Source organism: Pseudarthrobacter sp. 1G09 (assembly GCF_050038305.1).
Taxonomy (GTDB): domain Bacteria; phylum Actinomycetota; class Actinomycetes; order Actinomycetales; family Micrococcaceae; genus Arthrobacter; species Arthrobacter equi.
Window position 1 is genome coordinate 3,815,604 of record NZ_CP188306.1, and the last position, 20,609, is coordinate 3,836,212.

Annotated in this window: 20 protein-coding genes; 5 read left to right on the top strand and 15 right to left on the bottom strand. The window is 67.6% G+C overall.

Going from position 1 to position 20,609, the window contains the following annotated elements:
- Window positions 1-13 precede the first annotated feature (13 nt).
- Window positions 14-955 (bottom strand): class A beta-lactamase, encoded by a 942-nt coding sequence (bla, locus tag ACP3TD_RS17680; protein WP_426764284.1) that lies wholly within the window; start codon window positions 953-955, stop codon window positions 14-16.
- A gap of 79 nt (window positions 956-1,034) precedes the next feature.
- Here bla and ACP3TD_RS17685 point away from each other — a divergent pair, with 79 nt between their 5' ends.
- Both ACP3TD_RS17685 and ACP3TD_RS17690 read left to right on the top strand, forming a co-directional pair.
- Complete coding sequence (locus ACP3TD_RS17685) at window positions 1,035-1,919, top strand: LysR family transcriptional regulator (RefSeq protein WP_426764285.1); 885 nt, start codon at window positions 1,035-1,037, stop codon at window positions 1,917-1,919.
- Window positions 1,916-2,830, top strand: a complete 915-nt coding sequence (locus ACP3TD_RS17690) for a serine hydrolase (protein WP_426764286.1) — start codon at window positions 1,916-1,918, stop codon at window positions 2,828-2,830. The genes ACP3TD_RS17685 and ACP3TD_RS17690 overlap by 4 nt, the downstream gene beginning before the upstream one ends.
- Window positions 2,831-2,856: 26 nt before the next feature.
- Here ACP3TD_RS17690 and ACP3TD_RS17695 read toward each other — a convergent pair whose 3' ends face one another.
- From ACP3TD_RS17695 to ACP3TD_RS17745, 11 genes are all read right to left on the bottom strand, one after another.
- Window positions 2,857-3,726: an IclR family transcriptional regulator gene (locus ACP3TD_RS17695; RefSeq protein WP_426764287.1), complete on the bottom strand. Its 870-nt coding sequence runs from the start codon at window positions 3,724-3,726 to the stop codon at window positions 2,857-2,859.
- A 61-nt stretch (window positions 3,727-3,787) separates the two neighbouring features.
- Window positions 3,788-5,044 (bottom strand): aminopeptidase P family protein, encoded by a 1,257-nt coding sequence (locus ACP3TD_RS17700; protein ID WP_426764288.1) that lies wholly within the window; start codon window positions 5,042-5,044, stop codon window positions 3,788-3,790.
- 210 nt (window positions 5,045-5,254) lie between these two features.
- Window positions 5,255-5,473: a hypothetical protein gene (locus ACP3TD_RS17705; protein ID WP_426764289.1), complete on the bottom strand. Its 219-nt coding sequence runs from the start codon at window positions 5,471-5,473 to the stop codon at window positions 5,255-5,257.
- Between the two features lie 176 nt (window positions 5,474-5,649).
- On the bottom strand, window positions 5,650-7,134 hold the full coding sequence (locus ACP3TD_RS17710) for an aldehyde dehydrogenase family protein (RefSeq protein WP_426764290.1): 1,485 nt from the start codon (window positions 7,132-7,134) through the stop codon (window positions 5,650-5,652).
- 23 nt (window positions 7,135-7,157) lie between these two features.
- Entirely contained in the window at window positions 7,158-7,973 is an 816-nt protein-coding gene (locus ACP3TD_RS17715) for an SDR family oxidoreductase (RefSeq protein WP_426764292.1), read from the bottom strand.
- A complete protein-coding gene (locus ACP3TD_RS17720) occupies window positions 7,973-8,947 on the bottom strand; it encodes a dihydrodipicolinate synthase family protein (RefSeq protein WP_426764293.1) in 975 nt (324 codons plus the stop codon). Before ACP3TD_RS17720 ends, ACP3TD_RS17715 begins: the two co-directional genes overlap by 1 nt.
- Before the next feature lie 57 nt (window positions 8,948-9,004).
- Window positions 9,005-9,811, bottom strand: a complete 807-nt coding sequence (locus ACP3TD_RS17725) for an enoyl-CoA hydratase-related protein (protein WP_426767286.1) — start codon at window positions 9,809-9,811, stop codon at window positions 9,005-9,007.
- Between the two features lie 8 nt (window positions 9,812-9,819).
- Window positions 9,820-11,112, bottom strand: a complete 1,293-nt coding sequence (locus ACP3TD_RS17730; protein ID WP_426764294.1) for a CaiB/BaiF CoA transferase family protein — start codon at window positions 11,110-11,112, stop codon at window positions 9,820-9,822.
- Complete coding sequence (locus ACP3TD_RS17735) at window positions 11,109-12,515, bottom strand: FAD-dependent oxidoreductase (protein WP_426764295.1); 1,407 nt, start codon at window positions 12,513-12,515, stop codon at window positions 11,109-11,111. The genes ACP3TD_RS17730 and ACP3TD_RS17735 overlap by 4 nt, the downstream gene beginning before the upstream one ends.
- Before the next feature lie 12 nt (window positions 12,516-12,527).
- Window positions 12,528-13,859 (bottom strand): MFS transporter, encoded by a 1,332-nt coding sequence (locus ACP3TD_RS17740; RefSeq protein WP_426764296.1) that lies wholly within the window; start codon window positions 13,857-13,859, stop codon window positions 12,528-12,530.
- 164 nt (window positions 13,860-14,023) lie between these two features.
- Window positions 14,024-14,629: a helix-turn-helix domain-containing protein gene (locus ACP3TD_RS17745; RefSeq protein ID WP_015938467.1), complete on the bottom strand. Its 606-nt coding sequence runs from the start codon at window positions 14,627-14,629 to the stop codon at window positions 14,024-14,026.
- 174 nt (window positions 14,630-14,803) lie between these two features.
- Here ACP3TD_RS17745 and ACP3TD_RS17750 point away from each other — a divergent pair, with 174 nt between their 5' ends.
- Entirely contained in the window at window positions 14,804-15,268 is a 465-nt protein-coding gene (locus ACP3TD_RS17750) for a hypothetical protein (protein WP_426764297.1), read from the top strand.
- Window positions 15,265-16,995 carry a DUF5671 domain-containing protein gene (locus ACP3TD_RS17755; RefSeq protein WP_426764298.1) on the top strand — a complete coding sequence of 577 codons (1,731 nt, stop codon included), beginning with the start codon at window positions 15,265-15,267 and terminating at the stop codon, window positions 16,993-16,995. The genes ACP3TD_RS17750 and ACP3TD_RS17755 overlap by 4 nt, the downstream gene beginning before the upstream one ends.
- A gap of 5 nt (window positions 16,996-17,000) precedes the next feature.
- On the opposite strand, the gene ACP3TD_RS17760 is transcribed toward ACP3TD_RS17755, so the two are convergent.
- The 3 genes from ACP3TD_RS17760 to ACP3TD_RS17770 form a co-directional block, all read right to left on the bottom strand.
- Window positions 17,001-17,774, bottom strand: coding sequence for a cation transporter (locus ACP3TD_RS17760; RefSeq protein WP_426764299.1), 774 nt, complete (start codon window positions 17,772-17,774; stop codon window positions 17,001-17,003).
- Window positions 17,771-18,097, bottom strand: coding sequence for an ArsR/SmtB family transcription factor (locus ACP3TD_RS17765; protein WP_426764300.1), 327 nt, complete (start codon window positions 18,095-18,097; stop codon window positions 17,771-17,773). Before ACP3TD_RS17765 ends, ACP3TD_RS17760 begins: the two co-directional genes overlap by 4 nt.
- A 122-nt stretch (window positions 18,098-18,219) precedes the next feature.
- Window positions 18,220-18,468: a hypothetical protein gene (locus ACP3TD_RS17770; protein WP_426764301.1), complete on the bottom strand. Its 249-nt coding sequence runs from the start codon at window positions 18,466-18,468 to the stop codon at window positions 18,220-18,222.
- Between the two features lie 229 nt (window positions 18,469-18,697).
- Here ACP3TD_RS17770 and ACP3TD_RS17775 point away from each other — a divergent pair, with 229 nt between their 5' ends.
- Window positions 18,698-20,572, top strand: coding sequence for a Na+/H+ antiporter (locus ACP3TD_RS17775; RefSeq protein ID WP_426764302.1), 1,875 nt, complete (start codon window positions 18,698-18,700; stop codon window positions 20,570-20,572).
- The last annotated feature ends 37 nt before the right edge of the window (window positions 20,573-20,609 follow it).

The following is a 20,609-nucleotide window of genomic DNA, read 5'->3' on the forward strand; positions in this document are numbered from 1 at the left end:
GGGCCGACGACGATCAGAGAAGCTCGCCGAAAATGAGCTGGCCTACGCGTGCCACCACAGCATTGTTGTTCACAGCATCCGGGCGGTCGGTCCTGGTCATTACTGCAAGTGCCAGCGGAGGGCCATCATCCGGCCACACCACGCCGGCATCGTTGACCACCCCGTAGCTGCCGGCACCAGTCTTATCCGCGAGCTCGGCTCCGGGCGGTACCACTGCCCGGAGCCGCTTACCGGAAGTGGCATTGCGGAGCATCCACCCGCGGAGGCGGGCCTGTCCCAGGGTGTCCAGTGCGTCGCCGAGCAGGAGTGCTTCGTACAGCCTGTGGATGTCACTGGGCGTGCTGGTATCGCGAACGTCGCCGGGAAGCGCCTCGTTGAGCTCCGGTTCCCACCGGTCGAGGCGGGTGGACAGGGCACCGAGCGACCGCGCATAGATGCCAATCTCCGGCGGACCTCCCATGAGTCCGAGCAGGAGATTGCCAGCGGTGTTGTCGCTGAAACGCAGGGCAGCATCGGCAAGCTCTTCCACGCTCATGTTCCGGTCCTTGTCGGCAGCGCAAATGACGGAGTCCTGCACAATCTGGTTCTTACGGAATGAGATCCTGCGCTGCCAGAAGCCGTCGTCGTACGCGTGGTCGCGAAGCAGTCGGGCAACGGCCAGGGTCTTGAACAGGGAACACATCGGGAAGGCGTCTCCACCCCTGTAGGCATAGGCAGGAGACTCTCCCAACCGGCCGGCCGCGACGCCGATCGTGAGGCCATGGACTGACTCGAGGCCGCTGAGCGCCGTGTCGAGACGCCGGCCGACGTTGCCCGGGCCGGATGCCGCGGAGGCCTGGCCTGCCGTACTTGCCACGCCGGCCGCCAGCACCCCTCCTGCACCGAACATCAGGACCCTGCGACGGGTGGGTTGGGGTGACGGCTCTTGGAGCTGGGATTTGTGAAGGTGATCCATGCGGCCAGTCTGGGATGAAATTGTGGTCCGCTCAAAGACAGAAATAGCAGGATTTATGCGTCAACGGCATGATTGGTGGATGGACCTCCTCAGCGGTGCGCGCGCGTTCGTGGCCGTCGCCCGCCGGCAAAGCTTCTCGGCAGCCGCGCGGGATGAACAGACGACGCAGCCCGTCATAAGCCGCCGGGTTGCGGGTTTGGAGGCCCAACTCGGCGGGGCGCTGCTCGAGCGGAACACGCGCCAAGTGCGATTGACGTCCTTGGGTACGGTGCTCCTCGAGCATGTACAGGCCCTGCTTGGCGCGGAACGCTCGCTGATCGATGCCGCGGCATCGCACCATCGCGGCACAGTCCGGCTGCTTGTGCCCTGCGATCTCGATCCTGCGCTGTGGGCGGCCCTGAGGGTGCGGGCACTCGGGGCGGGGACAGACCTCGAAATAGAGGAAGTCGGCCGGGAGCGGCGTACTTTACGGTTTCGGCTCGGCGAAGCGGACGCCGCCCTGCTTCCGGTCGAGACGGCACGGGCTGACTGGGTGGTGCCGCTGGGCCTCGCGCAGGTGACCGACCGGCGCAGGCCACTCACACTCGCAGCTTTGCGGCCCACCCGCGCCCGGGGGCCGGAGGAGGCTTCCAATCTTGTGGTGTTGGCCGAGGATGCCTCCAGCCAGTTGCTCTCCGCGCTCCGGGAGTCCGCTGCGGAATGTGGTTTGGCAGCACATCAGGTGGCCGAGTCTCCCGGCCTGGTCAACGCACTCGCAGGAGCCATGGCCGGCGACGACTGGATTCTTTGCACCCGGGGGCAGGCTGCCGCGTGGGGCCTGCAATGGTTTGAAGTCCGGCAGCTGCCGGTGGCACGGTCCTACCGGTTGGAGGTGCGCACACCGGAAGGGCGGCGACTGTTTGATGCAGCCCTTCGGCGGGACATCGCCGCAGCACTCGGCGCCGATCCAGGGGAGCAACTTTGAGCTTGACTGCGTACGACGCCGGCGCCGGGGCGAGTGCCCTGCGCCAGGCAGCCCAAGTACTGGAGTCCGCAGGCCTTGCGGGGTCCCTTCTGGTGCGCCACCTCGGCACCGGACGCGAGTTGGCACTGGACGCCGACAGGCCCTATCCGCTGGCGTCCCTGGCGAAGCTGCCGCTCGCGGCGGCTGCGCTGGACACCGCCCACAGGGGCGGGTTCGACCTCAGCATGCCAGTGCGAATTGACGGCGCAAGCCGCTCCCTGGGCGGCCCCGGCATTGCCCGTTTTGCCCATCCGGCAACGATTGCCGTGGGGGACCTCATCCGGCTCGCCATAGAGATCAGCGACAACACCGCCGCTGACGCAGTCTTCCGCATCGTTTCCCCCGGGGACGTCACAGCGTGGCTCCGGGCCCTGGGCACCAGCGGCATCATCCTCCGCCATCCCATTGGCGAACTTTATGCCTCGCTCGCCACGCAGGCGGCCGTCCGCGATGCCGCCACCGTGCACTCACTGGTCGTTCAGGCTGACAAGCAGGGGCATCCGTCTCCTCTGCCCCAACTGGACGTTGAACGGGCCAACGCCGGCACCGCGCGGGGTCTCGCCGATCTGCTGCAAAAAATCTGGGACGGTACCGTCTCCCCGGCGGTGGCGGCGCCCCTCCGTGAGATGCTTGCCGCCAACGTTTTCCGGCACCGCCTCGCGCCGGATTTTTCAGCAGATATGTCAACCTGGTATTCGAAAACGGGTTCTTTCGTCCATCTTCGGCACGAGGCCGGCGTCGTCGAACACGCGGACGGCCCGGCCCTGGCCGTTGTAGCCCTGACGCGCAGCCGGGTACCAGCGGCCGTCCAGCCTTCAGCGGAGCAGGCGATGGGTCAGGCTGCCCGCATCCTGCACGACGAACTCGTGTAACAGCGCAAAAAGACGCGCCGTAGCTCCTACTGAGGGCTGCGCCCACCCAGCCGCGTGGTGACCTGGGCGGCCGCGTCCATGCAGGCTTCGCCGAGGTCTTCCAGCCGTTCCCGCGAGACGCGGAACCTTGGGGCTGGGATCAGAACGACGGCGGTGACGTCGCCGCGGTGGTCGTAGGCGGGCGCGGCGACGCCCACTTCGTCCATGGAGGATTCGCCGTAGTTCCCGGCCCAGCCGCGCCCCGCGACTTCCTTGAGCCTGGCCTCGTAAGCCGCCAGTCCGGCGTCGTCCATTCCCGGGAAGGTGACGGCGCCGCTGCGCAGCAGTTCGCGGACCCGCTCGGCGGGCTGGTGGGCGAGGAAGACCTGGACCGAGGCACTCATGGCGTCCCGGTAGCGCGCGCCGAGGGGTGTGGTGTGTTTGATCTGGTGGGGGCTGGCAATCTGCTCCACGCAGATTGCCTCGTCACCATTCCAGAGCATGAGGGCACTGGTCTCCCCCGTTTGCTCGGTGAGCCTGCGCAGCACGGGATACGCCACGCGGCGCTCGTCCATTTCCGCCAGCAGCGGCCCGGCCACGGCGATCAGCCCGAGGCCCAGGCGGAACCGGCGGGTTTCGGGGTCCCGTTCCACCAGGCCTTCCTGCTCCAGGGTGGCCAGGATCCGGGAAACGGAACTCTTGTGCATGCCCACGCGGCCGGCGATTTCGGTGACTCCCAGCAGGGGTTCCTCGGCGCTGAAGGTGCGCAGCACGGCGATGGCGTTGACGACGACGGAGGCACCTTTGGCGTCCGCCGCGCCATTGGTACCGGTGCCGGCGCTGCCGTTGTCACCTGCGGCGTCGTTGTCCGCTGCGTCTTTTTGGCTGGTCTTTGCAGGAGTCATGGTGGACACCATCTTTCCCTAAACGGCGGAAGCGGCGCCACGTGTGCGTGACGCCGCTTCCAGTGCTGGACGGTTAGGCCTCGATGATGTTCTTCTCCGGGCCGAACGGGAACTTGGTGATGTTCTCCACCGAGTTGTCCTCGCCGATGACCAGGATGTCGTGCTCGCGGTAGCCGCCGGCGCCCGGCAGGCCGTCGGCGACGGTGATCATGGGCTCCATGGAGACCACCATGCCGGGCTCCAGGACGGTGTCGATGTCCTCGCGCAGTTCGAGCCCGGCTTCGCGGCCGTAGTAGTGGCTGAGGACGCCGAAGGAGTGGCCGTAGCCGAAGGTGCGATTGGCCAGCAGCCCGTGGCTGATGTAGATCTCGTTCAGTTCGGCGGCGATGTCCTTGCAGACGGCGCCGGGCTTGATCAGTTCCAGGCCGCGCTTGTGCACCTCCACGTTGATGTTCCACAGTTCGAGGGAGCGCTCATCCGGCTGGCCCAGGAAGAGGGTGCGCTCCAGTGCGGTGTAGTAGCCGGAGGTCATGGGGAAGCAGTTGAGCGAGAGGATGTCGCCCTGCTGCAGCTTGCGGGTGGTGGCCCAGTTGTGGGCGCCGTCGGTGTTGATGCCGGACTGGAACCACACCCAGGTGTCGCGGACTTCCCGGTCCGGGAAGGTCTTGGCGATTTCGTGCACCATGGCCTCGGTGCCGATCAGGGCCACCTCGTACTCGGAAATGCCTTCGCGGATGGCGTTGCGGATGGCCTCGCCGCCCAGGTCGCCGATGCGGGCACCGTGCTTGATGACCTCGATCTCCTCGGCGGACTTGAACATGCGCTGGCGCATGGCGTCCTGCGAGATGTCCAGGAGCTGTGCGCCCGGGAACGCGGCGGCGATCTTCTCGCGGGTCAGTCCGGGAAGGAAGTCATCCTCGACGCCGAGGCGGGTTGCCTTGACGCCGCGCTGGCGCAGGGCCTCCTGCAGGCCGAAGTAGAAGTTGTCGCGGCGCCAGTCGGTGTAGACGATGTTCTCGCCGTAGGAGGTGCGCCACGGCATGCCGGCGTCGATGTTCGCGGTGATGGTGACCGAGTCGTCGGAGGTGACGACCAAGGCGTAGTTGCGGCCGAACGTGGTGAAGAGGAAGTCGGAGTAGTACTTGATGCCGTGGTAGCTGGTCAGGATGACAGCATCCAGGCTCTTGGCGGCCATGATCTGGCGGAGGCCGCCCAGGCGGCGCTCGAACTCGGCGTCGGAGAACGTGAGCTTGCCCTTGGTGCCGTTGTGGAGGACTTTGAGGCGCTCGAGTTCGGCGATGGATGAGGCGTTATCGGCGGTGATGGTCATGGAATGCGCCTTTCTGCGGGGCAGTTCTGTGAAAGAGCTTGAACAAGTTGCGTTCATTGCAACCGTGTTGCTCTAAGTTAGATCCGTGATGCAGCACACGTCAAGGCCTGACGTTGCTTTTATTGAAAAAGGGCATCCACTGACGCATCAAGAAGGGGTCCGCCTTGCGGCGAACCCCTTCGATTGTTGCGTTCAAAACAACCAGGTTCCCTAGTTCGAACGCTCCCCGTCATCCTGGCGCGGTTCGTCTGCTGACTCATCCCCGTGCGGATGATCCTTGTGGCGGGCTTCGCGGAGGTGGTGCTCCAGCTTCTCCTCCGCGTCGCGGCGGCGTTGGCCCACCGTGCGCATCTGCTGCGTGGTGGGCGCGGTGTGGGCATGCAGATGCGGGCCTGCATCATTCGGGCTGTCAACCCTGTTTTCCTGCATAGGAACATCGTCCCACCGCGGCTGTGGTGCGGGTAGGGCCGGCGGACGACAGCGGGACACTGCTTGCGGGGACGCGAACGGCCGCCAGGCAGGTACCTGGGGGCCGTTCGGTGCGGGGCCACCGCTGGGGGCGGATCCTGGGTCAGTGCCTGGAGCCCGCCGCGTTCCGGGTCCTGTCAGATCCCGGTGTAGACGGTCTTGCCCCACGTGAAGAAGTCCAGCGCGGACCGGCCCTGCTCGCGGAACGTGTTCGTTGACGAGTCCTTCACGCCGCCGAAAGGCACGTTCAGGTCCAGCCCGGCGGTTGGCCTGTTCACCTTCACCACGCCGGCCTGGGCGCGGGCAGCGAAATCGGTGGCCAGCGCCAGGGAATCGGTGCAGATGCCGGCGGTGAGGCCGTAGCGCGAATCGTTGACCGCCGCCAGGCCTGCTTCGTAGTCCTGGACTTCCAGGACCGCCACCACGGGACCGAAGATTTCCTCGGTGACCGCGGGGTCGTCGGCGGGCAGGTCGGTGAGCACCGCGGCCGGGAAGAACAGCGCACCGGAGGGGTCGCCGTCGTACTTTCCGTGCAGGAGGGTGGCCCCACGTTCGACGGCGGCGCGCACCGCTTCCTGGTCCTGCTCAAATTGCTGCCGGCTCACCACGGCACCCATGCGCGACGTGCCGTCCAGGCCGTCCCCGGCGGTGTACTGCGCGGCTTCGGCCACCAGTGCCGCGAGGAACTTCTCCTTCACACCCGGCGTGACGTAGACCCTCGACGTTGCGGTGCAGGCCTGGCCGGTAAGTCCGAACGCGCCGGCGGCCACCACCTGCGCGGCCTTGGCGGGGTCTGCGTCATCGAGCACCAGGACGCCGTTCTTGCCGCCCATCTCGAGCTGGACGCGGGCGCGGCGGGTGTTCAGGATGTCCTGGAGCCCCAGGCCCACACGGGTGGAACCGGTGAAGGAGAGCCCGGCGATGCGCGCGTCCCGGGCCAGCGCCTCTCCCACTACGCGTCCCTTCCCGTGGACCACGTTGAAGACCCCGGCGGGCAGCCCGGCGTCCTGCAGGGCCCGTGCCAGGTGAGTGGCGGAGAGCGGAGTCAGCTCGGCCGGCTTGATCACCACGGCGTTGCCGCTGATCAGCGCGGGGGCGGCCTTCCACGCGGGGATGGCGATGGGGAAATTCCAGGGCGTGATCAGGCCGACCACACCCAAGGGCTCACGGCGGGTGGTGATGGTGGTGTCCGGCAGGCCACTGGGCAGCACCTCCCCGGTGGCCGCCCAGCCGACCGAACCAAAGAACCGCAGCACGTCTGAGGCGCGCTTCACCTCGCCCTTGGCCTCGGCCAGGGTCTTGCCCTCTTCACGGACCAGGTCTTCGGCGATGGCGGTCTGCCGCTCAATCAGCAGGTTGCCGGCGGCGATGAGGATGGCGCCGCGCGAGGGTGCGGGCAGGGCCGCCCAGGCAGGCTGCGCTGCCGCCGCGGCGGTGACCGCGGCATCCACGTCCGCAGCGCTGCCGCTGGGGGAAACCGCTGCGATCTCGCCGGGGCGGGCAGGGTTCATCCGCTCCGTGTCCGCTTCACCCAGCCATTGGCCGTTGATGAGGTGCCGGGCGGTGATGGCATGGGAGGCAGTGAATTGGCTGGTTTCGGTGTCAATAACGGTGGAGGTCATAGTGGGTCCTTTGGAACGTTGGGCTAGAGGCTGCGGATCAGGCCGCCGTCGCAGCGAAGCGCCACGCCGGTGATGTACGACGCCGGGGCGCTGCAGAGGAAGGCGGCGGCCGCACCGAACTCGGCGGGTTCCCCGTAGCGGCGGGCGGGGATGGTCTTGCGGGATTCGAGCTGGATCTCTTCCAGCGTTGCGGCGCGGCGCTTCGCTGCGGCCTGGTCCAGCTGGGTGACCCGGTCAGTGGCGATCCGGCCGGGCAGCAGGAGGTTCACCGTGACCTCATCCAGGGCCACTTCCGCCGCGAGGGTTTTCAGGTAGCCGGCAAGCGCGGCCCGTCCGGTGTTGGAGATGGCCAGGTTGGGCAGCGGTGCGGTCACGCCGCTGGAACCGATGGCGAGGATCCTCCCCCACCGGCGCTCCCGCATGCCCGGCAGGACCCGGGACACCAGCGCGTGGTGCGGCTTGACCAGCAGGTCGAAGGCGGCAGCCATGTCTTCCGCACTGAGCGTCGCTGCGGCACCCGGTCTGGGCCCGGGGCCGTTGAGCACCAGGATGTCGATGGGGCCCAGATCCGCCCCGGTCTGCTCGACGGCGGACTCAATGCCCTCCGGCGTGGTCAGGTCCGCTTCGATGGCGACGGCGTCGAAGCCTGCAGTGTTGATACCGCTGCCGATTCCGTACGCGGCCTGGAGTTCGGCCACAATCTCCTTGGCGCGGTCCCGGCGCCGGCCCACGATGGCCACGCGGACGCCTTCCGCAGCAAGCGCCCGGGCCACGGCCAGGCCCAGACCTCCGGTGGAGGCGGCCACCAGGGCGGTCTTGCCGGCGATTCCGAGATCCATCAGTAGCTCCTTGCGGTGGTGAGTGCCGGGGACTGCGCCTGGGCCGTGGCGCTGCCGAGCGCATCGGCTGCTTCGCTGAGGTGGGTGTGCATGGCGGCGCGCAGGCTTTCGGGGAAGCCTGCCGCCGGTGGCCGGACTCCGGAGTCCTTGATCAGGCCGCGTTCGCGGAGGCATTCCTTCCGGATGGCCAGCGCCACCTTGGCCTGCTGTTCGAAGTTGATCAGCGGCAGGTACGGCAGCAGTTCGATGCGGGCGGCCCCGTAGCCCCGGTCCTGCCATGCGGCAACGCAGGCGATGAGCGCCTCCGGGTAGGAGAATCCGGTCATGGCTCCCGCCGCACCGGCCTGGAGTTCGTCCAGCAGCCCCTGCCCGCCCAGGCCGCCAAATATGGACACGTCGACGGCGGCGCTCAGCTCGGCGATGGCCACGCTGGTGGGCGGGGCTTCGGCTTTGACGGCGATGACGAACGGGCACGCGTTGACCACGGAAATCAGTGCCGCCGTGGCGATGCTGACGCCGCTGGCCAGCGGGTAGTCCTGCAGCACCATCTTGGCGCCGGTGGCGCGGTGGATGGCATCCAGGTGGGCGGTGACCGCATCCGGCCGGGCCGAGTTGGCCTGGACCATCACTGCGGCCAGTCGGCCGCCCGCCATCTCCTGCGCCGCCCGGACTTCCTCGATGGCCGGCCTGGTAGCCAGCGAGGTGACTCCCACCACCAGCGGAAGCGACGTGCATTCGACAACGGTTTCCAAGACGTGGCGCCGTTCCTCCGCCGTCAGCGCGGCGGCTTCACCGAACACGCCAAGGACGGTGAGGCCAGTGGCGCCGATGGCTTCATAGTGCTCCACCAGTTCGGACAGGCTATCCAGGTCCACGTCGAGGGTGCTGCCCTGGAACGGGGTGGCCACCACGCCCCACACGCCTGCGGGCAGTGCGTCAGGGGCCAGGTTTTTGGGCGCAAGGGATTGCTGCATTGTTCTGTTTCCTTTCAATGCGAAGCGTGAAGGTAAGGGCGGAGGGACGGTGGCAGGTCAGCGGCCGGGCCACACGGGCCGGCGTTTTTCCTGGAAGGCACGGACGCCCTCGGCCGAGTCCTCGCTGTCCAGTGCGGCCATGAGGGCCGGGAGCCGCAGCCCGCGGGCTTCTGTGGCGGTGAGGTGGCTGGTTTGCGTGACCATCTGTTTGACGGCCCGGACCGAGGTGGGGGCACAGGCAAGGATCCGGTCCACCCAGCGCTGCACCGCGGCGTCGAGCTCCTCCGCGGGGACCACTTCGTTGACGAGGCCCATGGCCTGCATCTCCGCCGCGTCCGCCTTCCGGCCAGTGAGCAGCAAGCCCATGGCCTGCGTGTAGGGGACACGCCGCACCAGCTGGTGGATGCCGCCGTCGAGCGCCAACCGCCCCACGCGGGGTTCAGTCAGACCAAACTTCGCGTTCTCCGAAGCCACCACGATGTCAGCCCCGAGCACCATTTCCATGCCGCCGCCCAGCGCGTAGCCGTTCACACGGGCGATCACCGGCACGTCCAGCGTGGTGCGGAGGCTCAGGCCGCCGAACCCGTTGGGGTCCAGCCCGGCCCAGTACTCCAGGCCGGTCTTGTCCACGGCGGACGCGGACATGTCCGCCCCCACGCAGAACGCGCGGGTGCCGGCGCCGGTGATGACCACGGCCCTCACAGAGGGATCGTGCTCGAGCTGGTCCCAGATCTCGTTGAGCCGGGCCTGGGCGGTGCCGTCCACGGCGTTGAGGACGTGCTGCCGGTCGATCACCACGGTGGCCACGCCATCGGTGATGTCCAGCGTGACCTGGTCAACCCGTTCTTCGGTGACTTCTTCCATGGTGGCGCTCACCGCAGGACCCCCAGCTGCTGCAGGCGCTCGATGGTCTGGGCGTCGAACCCGTTCTCCAGCAGCACCTCCACGTTATGCTCACCGAGGCGGGGCGCCACGCGGCGGACGGTGGGCGGCGTGGCCGAGAGCCGGATGGGGGCGTTGAGCATCTTCACCGTGCCCACGCCGGGGTGTTCGGCCTCCACGATCATGCCGTTGGCTTCCGTCTGGGCATCGGCGAGCGCCTGTTCCAGCGTGTGGACGGGGGCGTTCAGCAGCCCCTGTTCCTCGAGTTTGCCGGTCCAGTATTCGGTGGTGTTGGTGGCGATGTGTTCCCGGAAGATGGCCTGCAGTGCGGGCTTGTGCTTGAACTGCTGCTCCAGGTTGGCGAACTCGGGGCGCTCGGTGAGGTCCTCCTCGAGGCCCAGGGCGTCGGAGATCCGGGCCAGCGGGTCCGGGGTGAAGCCGCCCACCATGCACACGGCGCCGTCCGTGGTTTCGAAGACGCCGCTCAGCGGCATGGCCCCCCAGTTGACCTCGTACCCGCGGTTGAGCTGCATGCAGGCTTCCTGCATCTGCAGGTGCAGCATGGAGTCGTACATGGTCACCTCCACCTTCTGGCCCACACCCGAGGTTTCCCGGGTGCGCAGTGCCAGCAGGATGCCCTGCATCAGGTGCATGCCGGTGATGTAGTCGCAGAGGGTGGTGGGGTAGATGGCCGGTTTCTGGTCGTCCGATTCACGCCGCCACATCACCCCGGAGTAGGCCTGGGCGATGGCGTCCTGGCCGCCCTTATGCGAGTACGGCCCCACCGGGCCGAATCCGGTGCCGGAGGCCCAGATGATGCCCGGGTTCTCCTGCTTGAGCTCCTCGTAGCCGAAGCCCATCCGCTCCATCACACCGGAGCGGAAGTTGCTGACCACCACGTCCGCGTCCGCCATGATCGCGTGCAGGACGCTCCGGCCTTCCTCCGTGCGGGTGTCGATGGAGACGCTGCGCTTGTTGCGGTTGATGGAGAGGAAGATCGGGTTGTCCTGGCCGTCCGGGTCCGGGAACGAGTTTCGCGAGATGTCCCCGGCACCGGGGCGTTCCACCTTGATGATGTCCGCGCCGTAGTCACCCAGCATCTGGGTGCAGGACGGTCCCATGAACACCTGGGTGAAGTCCACGATCTTGATGCCGTCCAGCGGCAGCGGGGTGCCCGGCCGCGCATCCCCGGCGAGGGGTGATGCGGAGGCGCCTGCCGTCGTCGTGCCTCCTGCTGCCTCTTCTGTGCGTTCTGTACTTTGCTCCAGAGTCGCGCTGCTCATGCCGGCACCGCCGCGTCAGCATCAATCGTGGCGTTCGACGACGGGACGTCGCCCGGGTCTGCGCCGTGCCGGCGCATGCCCTGCTGGATGTCCAGGGCGGAGACGTCGCGGACCAGCACGTTGTTCTCCACGGCAAGCGCAGCGGCGACGCCGACGGCCTGGCCCATGGCCATGCAGGGCGGAATCTCGCGGGACATCTTCTGCGCCTCCGGGGTGGCGGAGTAGTGGCGGCCGGCAACGAGCAGCTGGTCCACTTCCTTGGGCAGCAGCGAACGGTACGGGTAGTAGTAGTCGCGGCCGCGGGCCACGGTGTCGGCGAAGTGGCGGCGCTGGGTGACGTCGTCCTTGGTCATCACGTATTCGCCCTGCAGCAGGCGGGTCTGCCGGACACCCATCTGGGAGGCGACGTCCAGCATGTAGCAGTTTTCGAAGCCGGGGAGGTGGGCGCGGACGTAGTCCACGGCCTCGGAGATCCGGTCGCGGGCGGCGAACTCGGCGGCGGTCATGTCGGCCGGGTCCGTGCCGTCGAAGCCGGACATGTGCGGGGCGTTGCACCAGACCACGCCGTCGATGGGGGTCTTGAGCCACCACAGTTCCCAGGCACCGCCGAGGAGGCGCTTGATCTTGCGGTTGATGGCTCGGGCTTCCTTGGGGTTGGCCTGCTCGAACGCTTCCGCGGCCCGGGTGTCCACGTTGCCCAGGCGGAAGACGAGCGTAGTGATGTAATTGTCCTTGGCGTAGCTGGCCCCGGCACGGGAGGCGACATCGATGTCGCCCGTGGTGTCGATGACCACGTCCGCCATGAAGGCCTGCGGGCCCATCTTGGTTTCGGTGATGACGCCCTTGATCACGCCGTTGTCCACGATGGGGCGGGAGAACCAGGAGTGCAGGCGGAGGTCCACGCCGGCTTCGCGGACCAGGTCGTTGGAGACCCGCTTCCAGCCGTCGGGGTCGAAGGCTGCGGCGTAGCAGATGGGCTTCGGGTTGGTGTGGGAGTGGAAGTCGAAGGTGCCGTAGCGGCCCCACTTGTTCCACAGTTCCTCCGAGGTCTTGCGGTCATCGGCAGGCGGGACAATGGCCAGGCCGAGCTTCTGCAGCCGCTCCACGTATTCAGAGACGATGCCGGTGACGGTGATTTCCTGGCCGTTGATCATGTCGTCCAGCACCAGCACCATGCCGCCGGAGGCGAGGCCGCCCAGCGATGAGTAGCGTTCCAGCAGGGTAACTTTGGCGCCGGAGCGGGCCGCGGTGACTGCGGCGGCAACGCCTGCGGGGCCACCGCCCACCACCAGGACGTCGGAGCGGGAGATGACGGGGGCGGTGAGGTCCGCCGTCGTGGTGGCTAGTTCCAGGGAGCCCGTGGAGGTGTTTCCGGGCGCGGCGAAGCTGGGTGTGGTGTTCATGGGAGGGGTTCCTTACTTGCCGACGAAGATGCCGTTGGAGCGGCGTGCGGCGATGTAGAAGACGATGCTGAGGATGGACAGGACGGCCACGTAGACCGGGAAGATCCAGGTGAGGTTCAGGGACTGGAACCAGACCAGCAGGTAGGAGGCGGTGCCGCCGAAGAGGGCGACGCCGATGCCGTAGCCCAGGGCCACTCCGGTTCCGCGGATGTTCTTGGGCATCAGTGACGAGCTGACCACGTTGTAGAGGGTCATGTTCAGCACCAGCACCACCGAGCCACCCAGCAGGACCGCCGCGAATGCGCCGATGCCGGGCTGTACGTAGAGCAGCATGAGGAACACTGACGGGATGGCCAGGACGCGGGTCACCAGGAACCAGCGGGACATTGCCCTGCCGTCGGCAAGCTTGCCGATGATCCAGGAGCCCGCCACCAGGATGACTCCAAGGACAGTGGTGAGGGCGAAGACGGCGGTGGGGTCTTCCTTGAAGCCGCTGCGGGCTGCGCTGGGCAGGCCCACGTTCCAGGCGTAGTTGTAGGCCTGGGCTGCGCCCACTACGAAGATGATGGCCAGGACGGAGAGCCAGTGCTTGCGGACACCGGACCAGACAGCGCGGGGCGTGTTGGTGGCCATCTCCTCTTCTTTGAGGGTTTCCGGCAGGGAGCGGCGCAGGTACAGGACCACGAAGCCGAAGAGGGCGCCGAGGATGAACGGCACGCGCCAGCCCCAGTCCCCCATGGCCGCCCCGCCGATCACCAGGCTGCAGAGGAAGCTGACCAACGAGGCCAGCAGGATGCCGATGTTCACGTAGAAGGACATGATGCCGGCCACGTAGCCTTCGCGGCCCTCCGGAGCCAGTTCGACGGCGTGCGAGGTGGAGAGCGGGGCTTCGATGCCGGTGGAAATGCCCTGCAGGACGCGGCAGACCAGCAGGATGATGCCAGCCAGGGGGCCGATGGTGGCGTAGCTGGGGGTGACGGCAATGATCAGGGTGGTGCCGGCCATCAGCATGATGGACAGCAGCATCACCCGGCGCCTGCCGATCCTGTCCGCCAGCGTGCCCAGGAGGATGCCTCCGAGGGGGCGGAAGGCGAACCCGACGGCGAACACGGCCAGCGCGTTCAGCGTTGCGGACAGCGGGTCCGTGTTGGGGAAGAAGTTGGGCCCGATGAAGGCGGACAGGAGGCCGAAGACCATCCAGTCGTACCATTCCAGGGCATTGCCGAGGCCAAGGCCCAGCAGGCCTTTGCGGACTTCCGGCGTGAACTTCTCGTTCTTTTGGGGGGATGAATGGGTGGTGCGGGGTGTCGGGACAGCATTGTCCGTGGTTTGGGTGTCAAGCATGGGATTTTCCTTACGCTTGCGCCCTGGAGGGCGTAAGAGGGTATGACGCAGGAACGCCTGTTGGAGGAGGCGCCTGATGCGAAAGTGGCAAGGAGTGTCAGCGGCCACGGAGACGTGTCCGGACGGTTAGGGGTAAGCGCCGGCGCCGGTTAAGGCCGGCAGGCCTACAACGCGTGGGGAGCGTTGACCCAGATGGCTACGCATACCTCTTCGTAGCTGTTCTTGTACCAGTGGGGGATTTCCGAAGAGTAGGTGATGGAATCGCCCTCTTCGAGGCTGTAGCAGACGCCGTCAAGGTAGACGTCCTTCCGGCCCGAGATGATGTAGCAGAACTCTTCCCCGCTGTGGGTGAAGGGCGTTGCGCTGGTGTCGTGCCCTGGGGGCGTGCTGATCCATTGCGCTTCGATGGTGCCATCGCGGTCCGGGGTGAGCAGCTCATGAATTGCTTCGCCGACGGACTCGCGGGTGACGTTTTGGAGGTTGCGCCGCGCGGATCTCCGGACCACCGGGGACCTGGACTGGTCCTGGCCGATGAAGAACCGTCCCACGGGGATGTCCAGTCCGTGGGCCAGCTGCGCGAGGGTTGTGAAGGACGGGTTGGCCATTCCGCGTTCGATCTGGCTGACGATCGCCTGGCTAAGTCCGGTGATTTCCGAAAGCCGGGCCAGGGTCATTCCCCGGTCCTTTCGCATGGACCGCACCTTGTTGCCGACAGTGGCCAGCAGTTCGCTGGTGGCCGGCGGGGCGGTGGTGCTAGTCTCGGTGGTCATCGTTTATCTTTCACTGGGTGATGCTACTCACACAACTATAGTGAAGATTTCCGCCCCGTCAACGGATTTTCCTAACTATATTGAAGATTCGCCCTTCGGCACCCCTGCACTGAGTCCCCGTGCCGGGCCGAAAGACACATACAAAACCCCCTGGCCAGGGCGCATACTGTCGCCATGAGCGACGCCGCGCGGAAACCGGACCGGATCCTTTTCGCGCTGATCGGCGTCGTCGGATTGCTGGTGGTGGTTGCGCTGGCTGTGGTCTTCACGCGCGGCGAGCCCGCGCAACTGGATGAGGCCAGCCCCGCAGGGGTGGTGCAGCGGTACAGCAAAGCCGTGATCGACGGCGACAACGCCGCCGCCGATTTATACCTCACCGATGCCGCCCGGAGCAGATGCCGGGGAGGCTTCCAGGGCGAGCCACGGCCGGCGCGCGTCGTTTTGGTCTCGACGGCGGAGCGCGCCGATTCAGCCACGGTGCGGGTCTCGATCGTCCAGCAGTCCCAGGGCGGACCGTTTGGCCCGTCCGAGTACGAGATGGAGGACGTGTTCTCGCTCCTGAAAGTCGACGGCACCTGGAAGATCGACCAGCCGCCCTACATCCTGACAGCCTGTTCCGTGGTTCCGGCTAAACCATGACCACGCCGGCAGCCACCACCACCCGTGCCCCCGCCGGCGGCCTGGCCACCCTCCGCCGCCTGATCCTCTATGTGTTGCTCTTCGCCCTGGTGGTGATTGCGGCGTCGGGTGTGAGCGGGCTGCTGGAACGGCTCTTCCGTGCGTCTTCCGTGCTGGTCACCGGCGATCCTGCCAGCCTGGCACTGCCCCTGGCCTTCACCCTGATCGGCGGGCCGCTGGCCCTGCTGCTGTGGTGGTTTGCCTGGCGGCGCCTCGACGACGCCGCGGAACGCCACGCCGCCGGCTGGGGCCTGTACCTGTCCGGGATGTACGCCGTCTCGCTCATCCTCGCCACCACCTCGCTGCTGAATCTGGCAACGTCTTTCATCGATACGCAGGCAAGCCAGTGGCAGTCCCCGCTCGCCACTGGCCTGGTGTGGGCGGCTATTTGGCTCTGGCACCGGTGGATGTGGAAGCACCCCGCCAAGCCGTCGACGCACCTGGAGGACGTCAGGACACTCCTCGGCTCGGTCTTCGGCCTGCTGCTGGGCGCCGGCGCGGCGGTTGCCGCCCTCAGCGGACTGTTGGACGTAGCCATCCGCGGCTTCCCGCTCAGCGCAGCGGTTGAGCCATGGTGGTATGCCCCGGTCCGTTCGCTGGTGTGGGCCGCGGGCGGCGCCCTGGTGTGGTGGTGGGACTGGTTCAGGGAAGGCGGCCGGCATTTCCGGACCGCGCTGGCGGATGTGGCCATGATCGCCGTCGGCATCTTCATTGCGGGGATCGCAGCCCTGGGCGGTGTGGGCGTGGTGGTGTTCGTCCTCCTGCGGCTCGCGTTCGACCGCAGCGATCCTGTGAACCTGCTGCTGGAGCCCCTCGCACTGGCAATCTCGGCCGCGGCCATCGGTGCGGTGGTGTGGCGCTACCACCGGGCGGTGGCGGTCACCCGTTCCACCGAAACGAGGCGCGCCAGCCTCCTGGTTACCTCGGCGGTTGCGCTTGCCGCAGCGGCGTCCGGCGTGGGGGTGGTGGTGAACGCCCTGTTGGCTGCCGCCGTCTCACCGCTGGCCGGCGGCGCCGCGCGCACCCTGCTGCTGGGCGGCATCAGCTCTCTCGTAGTGGGCGGCCCGGTGTGGTGGCTGGCGTGGAAGCCACGGCACCAGCCCCGGACAGCAAGCGAAATCCCACCAGGCCGGCGCATCTACCTAGTGGCGTTCTTTGGTGTCAGCGCGGTGGTTGCCCTGATAACGCTGCTGGTGACGGGCTACCGGGTGTTCCAGTACCTGCTCGGCGACGTCTCGGGTGGAAGCCTCCTGGACCGGATCCGGGCGCCGCTGGGCCTGCTGGTGGCGGCTGGATTAGTGGCTGGCTACCACTTCACGTTGTGGCGGCACGACCGCACGCTGCTGGCAGCCGCGGCGCCCGCCCGACGTCGGGTAACAGATCAGGTCACGCTGGTCAGCGGCTATCCCCCGGGCACCATTGACGTCAGTGCTTTGGCGCGGGCCATTGCTGAGACCACGGGAGGCGCCAAGGTGACCGCCTGGCTGAGGGCGGACGACGGCGGCACCGGCCTGCCGCCGTCGTCCATCCTTGCGCCGGGGGCACCGGCTGCCCGGCCCGACGAAATCATCCAGCAGCTGATGGCGGCACTGGACGACGTGACCGCGCCGCACATCCTGATCATGCTGGGCCCGGGCAGCCTGGACGTGGTCCCGCTGGCCGCGCCGCCTCCGGACATTCAGGGCTGAGGTGCTCAGTTCTTGCTGCGGACGGTCAGTCCCAGGGACTGTGGCTGCGGTTGTGGCTCCGACGAAGCGCACCCGGGGCAGCAGGCGTCTGCGCCCTGCTCGCTACTGGTGACGTCGCCGGTGTGGGGCACTTCCTGGGACTCCGCGTGGGGCACCGCGCAGCACACGTCCCCGCGCCAGGCGTTGAAGCCTTCGCGGACCGCGATGCCGGCGATCACGATGGCCGCTGCAGCATCCGCCCACCACCAGCCCAGGGTGCTGTTGAGGACCAGCCCCACCAGCAGCACCGCCGAAAGGTAGGTGCAGAGCAGTGTCTGCTTGGAGTCGGCCACGGCGGTCCGGGAGCCAAGCTCGCGTCCTGCCCGGCGCTGGGCCCATGAGAGCACGGGCATGATGGCCAGGCTCAGGGCGGCGATCACGATGCCGGGGGTGGAGTGCTGGGCCTCTCCCCCGCCCGCCAAGGACCGAACGGCGTCCATGGTGACGAAGGCGGCGAGCGCGAAGAAGGAGATGGCGATGATCCGCAGCGTGAGGTGCTCGCGCCGCTCCGGGTCCTTGGCGGAGAACTGCCACGACAGGGCCACGGCCGACGCGACCTCGATGACCGAATCCAGTCCGAACCCGATCAATGCCGACGAATCGGCTACGCCGCCTGCCCAGAGCGCAACCACGGCTTCGACGACGTTGTAGGTGATGGTGGCAGCTGCGAAGAGGCGGATCCGGCGCGTGAGGATGGCCCGCCGCTCGGACGGAAGGCGCTGGGCCAGGGGTCGGCTCATGCCAGGCACTCGCCGTCGGGCGCGCAGCAGGCCGGGTCTACGGCGAGGACAACGCCAAGGAGGTCCGTGATGGCGTGGCCCAGCCGGGCATCGGCGAGTTCGTAGCGCGTCCGGCGGCCGTCCGGGACCGACACCACCAGCCCGCAGCCGCGCAGGCAGGTGAGGTGGTTGGACATGCTCTGCCGGGACACTCCGATGGAGTCGGCCAGATCCGACGGATATGACGGTGCCTGGGCGAGGGCCAGCAGGACCTGTGCCCTGGTGGGGTCCGAGACGGCGTAGCCGAAGCGCGCCAGGACCGGGGCGTGGGTGAGTGTGTCCATGTCATGGACAATACATCGCAGGATGTATTCATTCAAGGCTGTATTACAGCCGAGCCGCCTGGACCCGTGGACTGTCTGGCCCCGTGGTCCGGCCGGACAAGCGGGTTAGCTGGGCCTCCGGATTAGCTGGACGCGTCCCGCTCGATCTCCTCCGCGAGGTCGTCCACCTCTTCGGGCCGCGCATCGATGCCGGCTTCCTCGAACCGTTCCTCGAGGACAGTGCTGACATCGTCCTGGACGTGGCCCAGCTGGATCTCGTGCCGCACGTCGTCGGCAATGGACTCGGGTGTCTCTTCCGGGGCCGTTCCTCCTACGATTTCGTCGCTGCCATCGAAGGGGTCGTCGGCGCCGCCGGTTCCGGAATCAGTCATATTCCATGGTTACCCTCCGGCCCGCCGGAGTAAACGGTCACGGCGCTCAGGCCGGGAACGTCGCCAAGGAAGCGGACGACGGCGGCCGCCTCCCGCCGTCGTGCGTTCGCCTAGGTGGATTGCTTTGCGGGCCGTCCGTTCGCCGCGCTGACCGCGTCGCGCCGTCGTGAGCGGGCCGTTCCCTTTGGTCTTCCGTTCCCTGTGGCGGCGTTGCTGGGAGAATGACCCCATGGAAATCGCCCTGGGCCTTCTGGTCCTCGTTGCCGTGGTGTGCGCCGGCAGCGCCCTCGGCCGGAAGCTCAACGTTTCGGTGCCGCTGCTGCTGGTTCTGATCGGGGTGGCGGGTTCGTTCCTCCCGTTCATACCGGACATCGAGCTGAACCCGGAACTGGTGCTGGTGGGGCTGCTGCCGCCGCTGCTGTATGCGGCTGCGCTGCGCACATCGCTTTATGATTTCGGCTCCAACCGCCGCGCCATCGGCCTGCTCTCGGTGGGGTATGTCATCTTCGGCACCCTCACCGTCGGCCTGGTGGTCTGGTGGCTGTTTCCGGAGATTCCGCTGGCCGCCGCGTTCGCTCTGGGGGCCGTCCTGGCGCCGCCGGATGCGGTGGCTGCGACGGCGATCGCGCGGAAGGTGGGAATGCCGCGCCGGATCGTCACCATCCTCGAGGGCGAATCGCTGGTCAATGACGCCACGGCCCTGATCTGCCTGCGCGCCGCGATCGCCGCCATCTCTGGAGTGGTGTCCGTTGCCGGGATTGCCGGGGACTTCGTGCTGGCTGTGGGCGGCGGACTGGTGGTGGGCATCGCCGCGGCGTACGTGCTCACCATGCTCCGCAAACGGATCCGGAACGTTGCCATCAATACGTCGACGTCGCTGGCGGCGCCCCTGGTGGCGTACCTGCCGGCGGAGGCGATCCACGCCTCGGGTGTGCTCGCCGTTGTGGTCACCGGCCTCATCATGGGCACCAAGGCGCCGTCCATGCCCAACGGCGCGGCCCGGCTCAGCCAGCGAAGCAACTGGAACACTGTGCAGTTCCTGCTGGAGAACTCGGTGTTCCTGCTGATCGGGCTGCAGGTGCGCACCATCGTGGACGGCGTCCAGGACGATTCCCTGGGCGCGGGCAGGATCTGGGCCGGCTGTGCGGTCATCCTGCTGGCCGTGCTCTTCCTCCGGCCGGTGTGGGTATTCCCGGCCACCTACCTGCCGCGGCTGATCCCGTCGGTGCAGCGGAAGGATCCGGCACCGCCGTGGCAGTACGCGGCCATTGTGTCGTGGGCCGGGATGCGGGGCGTGGTCACCCTGGCCGCCGTACTGGTCCTGCCGGAGGACCTGGAACACCGGTCAGTGCTGATCCTCGCTGCCCTGGTGGTGGTGGGCGGAACGCTGACGCTGCAGGGATTCACGCTGCCGGCGCTGGTGCGGATCCTCCGGGTGCAGGGGCCGGACCAGCGCGAGGATGCTTTGAACCAGGCATCGCTCATGCAGCTGGCCACCGCCGCGGGCGTCGCGAAGCTGCACGAACTCAGGACGGATGACGACCCGCCGGAGGTGGTGTCCATGCTGAAGCGGCGCACGCAGGAACGCGGGCTCGCGGCGTGGGAGCGGCTGGGGCGGCCGTCGGCGGAAACGTCCACGCCCAGCGAGCGCTATGCCCGGCTGCGGCTTGCGATGCTGGAGGCCGAGCGCGAGAAGGTGCTGGAGCTCCGGCGGGGTGGCGAGTACGCGCACGAGGTCCTGAGCGCTGTCCTTGAGCGGCTGGATGTTGAGGAATCGATGCTGGACGTGTCCCTGGACGAGATTGACCCGTCGGGCGGCGGCGGCGGCGAAGGCGTGGCCAAACCCGGCGGTGAGTGCGACCACCTGGAGTCCGCGCAACCAAGGGAAGTGCCCGGCGGCGCGATCTGCGAGGACTGCGTCCGGGAGGGAACGACGACGGTCCACCTCCGCATGTGCCTGGAATGCGGCAACGTGGGGTGCTGCGATTCCTCCCCCGCCACCCACGCCTCCAGGCACTTCGAAGCGACCGGCCACCCCGTCATGCGCAGCATCGAGCCCGGCGAGGACTGGCGCTGGTGCTACCAGGACGACCTGCTGGGGTGAACTGGCTCTGGTTGGGTGAGCTGGCGTGGCTCGGATA

Bases quoted from the DNA above. Each gene is read 5' to 3' on its own strand.
- ACP3TD_RS17775 (WP_426764302.1), top strand. From the start codon at position 18,698: ATGGAAATCGCCCTGGGCCTTCTGGTCCTCGTTGCCGTGGTGTGCGCC.
- ACP3TD_RS17685 (WP_426764285.1), top strand. From the start codon at position 1,035: ATGGACCTCCTCAGCGGTGCGCGCGCGTTCGTGGCCGTCGCCCGCCGG.
- ACP3TD_RS17695 (WP_426764287.1), bottom strand. From the start codon at position 3,726: ATGGTGTCCACCATGACTCCTGCAAAGACCAGCCAAAAAGACGCAGCG.
- ACP3TD_RS17700 (WP_426764288.1), bottom strand. From the start codon at position 5,044: ATGACCATCACCGCCGATAACGCCTCATCCATCGCCGAACTCGAGCGC.
- ACP3TD_RS17760 (WP_426764299.1), bottom strand. From the start codon at position 17,774: ATGAGCCGACCCCTGGCCCAGCGCCTTCCGTCCGAGCGGCGGGCCATC.
- ACP3TD_RS17770 (WP_426764301.1), bottom strand. From the start codon at position 18,468: ATGACTGATTCCGGAACCGGCGGCGCCGACGACCCCTTCGATGGCAGC.
- ACP3TD_RS17705 (WP_426764289.1), bottom strand. From the start codon at position 5,473: ATGCAGGAAAACAGGGTTGACAGCCCGAATGATGCAGGCCCGCATCTG.
- ACP3TD_RS17745 (WP_015938467.1), bottom strand. From the start codon at position 14,629: ATGACCACCGAGACTAGCACCACCGCCCCGCCGGCCACCAGCGAACTG.
- ACP3TD_RS17710 (WP_426764290.1), bottom strand. From the start codon at position 7,134: ATGACCTCCACCGTTATTGACACCGAAACCAGCCAATTCACTGCCTCC.
- ACP3TD_RS17755 (WP_426764298.1), top strand. From the start codon at position 15,265: ATGACCACGCCGGCAGCCACCACCACCCGTGCCCCCGCCGGCGGCCTG.
- ACP3TD_RS17735 (WP_426764295.1), bottom strand. From the start codon at position 12,515: ATGAACACCACACCCAGCTTCGCCGCGCCCGGAAACACCTCCACGGGC.
- ACP3TD_RS17750 (WP_426764297.1), top strand. From the start codon at position 14,804: ATGAGCGACGCCGCGCGGAAACCGGACCGGATCCTTTTCGCGCTGATC.
- ACP3TD_RS17740 (WP_426764296.1), bottom strand. From the start codon at position 13,859: ATGCTTGACACCCAAACCACGGACAATGCTGTCCCGACACCCCGCACC.
- bla (WP_426764284.1), bottom strand. From the start codon at position 955: ATGGATCACCTTCACAAATCCCAGCTCCAAGAGCCGTCACCCCAACCC.
- ACP3TD_RS17765 (WP_426764300.1), bottom strand. From the start codon at position 18,097: ATGGACACACTCACCCACGCCCCGGTCCTGGCGCGCTTCGGCTACGCC.
- ACP3TD_RS17725 (WP_426767286.1), bottom strand. From the start codon at position 9,811: ATGGAAGAAGTCACCGAAGAACGGGTTGACCAGGTCACGCTGGACATC.
- ACP3TD_RS17720 (WP_426764293.1), bottom strand. From the start codon at position 8,947: ATGCAGCAATCCCTTGCGCCCAAAAACCTGGCCCCTGACGCACTGCCC.
- ACP3TD_RS17715 (WP_426764292.1), bottom strand. From the start codon at position 7,973: ATGGATCTCGGAATCGCCGGCAAGACCGCCCTGGTGGCCGCCTCCACC.
- ACP3TD_RS17730 (WP_426764294.1), bottom strand. From the start codon at position 11,112: ATGAGCAGCGCGACTCTGGAGCAAAGTACAGAACGCACAGAAGAGGCA.